Annotated in this window: 1 pseudogene; it reads left to right on the forward strand. The window is 63.3% G+C overall.

Going from position 1 to position 1435, the window contains the following annotated elements:
* Window positions 1-112: 112 nt before the first annotated feature.
* A pseudogene (locus tag AAAB16_RS10975) lies at window positions 113-1435 on the forward strand (helix-turn-helix transcriptional regulator); the annotation flags it as partial.

The following is a 1435-nucleotide window of genomic DNA, read 5'->3' on the forward strand; positions in this document are numbered from 1 at the left end:
ACGCCAGACAGTCCCGAACAGTAAAAGCGCTTGCGCCACACGCGCCTAACTCATAGTTTGAAAATCCAATAAAAATACGCGGGATGTCTGACGTACCCGCCAAGGATTCGAGATGTCGTCCAGTCAACGCCAGTCGCCCTATATCTCGCGAACCAAGGTGACCGCCCCCGCCACCTCGCGCTACGAAGTGCCACGCCACGCCATGCTGGAGCGCGCCGGCCTGGCCGAAACCAGCCGCGCTGTACTGGTTCACGCCCCGGCCGGCTTTGGCAAAACCACCTTTATGACCCAACTGCTTAGCCGCTATCGCCAGCAGGGGATTTCCACCGTTTGGCTGACCCTCGACGAGGGCGACAACGATGTGTCGCGCTTTCTCAGCGGCTTTTCCAACGCCGTGGCCACCCTGCTGCCCGACGGCGCCCAGCAGGCATTGGCCGGGCTGCGCAATGCCGACTTGGTGGAATGGATTCTCGAACAACTGGCCGCCAACCCAACCCCGGTGGCCATTTTCTTCGACGACTTTGAAGCCATTCGCAACCCGGTAATTCTGGGTTTGGTCGCACGCGGCATCGAAGCCATCCCCAACAAAGCCTGCCTGGTGATTGGCAGTCGCACCCTGCCGGAAATCGGCCTGGCCCGCTTGCGCGCCCGTGGCACCCTGACCGAAATCGACGCCGCCGGCCTGCGCTTTAGCGCCGAAGAAACCCAACACTTCCTCACCCAACGCCGCGGCGTAGGCCTGAGCGCCGTCCAGGTAGAACGCCTGCAAGCCAGTACCGAAGGCTGGGTGACTGCCCTATGGCTGGCCAGCCTGGCCCTGGAAAACCACGGCGACACCGACAAGTTTCTCGACTCCTTCTCCGGCTCCAACGCCGCCATCGCCGCCTACCTGGCCGAAGACGTGCTGGCCGCCCTGCCCGAGCCGCTAAGGTTTTTCCTGCTGCGTACCAGCATGCTCGACGAACTCAGCCCGGCCCTGTGCAACGCCGTGTGCGGCTGCAGCGACAGCCTGGAAATGATCCACGAACTGGAACGCCACCAACTGTTTCTGGTGCCCATCGACGAACAGCGCGACCTGTACCGCTACCACAGCCTGTTCCTGGATTTTCTCCGCCACCAACTGCACCGCCGCCACCGCGAAGAACTGCGCGGCCTGCACCTGGCCGCCTGCGCCGCCTACCTGGCGCAAGAGCGCGCCATTCCTGCCATTCGCCACGCCCTGTTGTCCGGCGATACCGCCATGGCCATCGAGCTGCTTTACACCCACGTCGACAGCCTGCTCAGCCAAGGCCGCCTGCGCCTGTTGGCCGAATGCATCGGCCAATTACCCAAAGCCGAACTGCAAAGCCACCCGCGCCTGCGCCTGATCCACGCCTGGTGCACCGCGTTCACCTGGGGGCCGAAAGAGGCGCTGGCACGGGTAGCGGATATAGAT

Source organism: Pseudomonas sp., from assembly GCF_037994325.1.
GTDB lineage: Bacteria > Pseudomonadota > Gammaproteobacteria > Pseudomonadales > Pseudomonadaceae > Aquipseudomonas.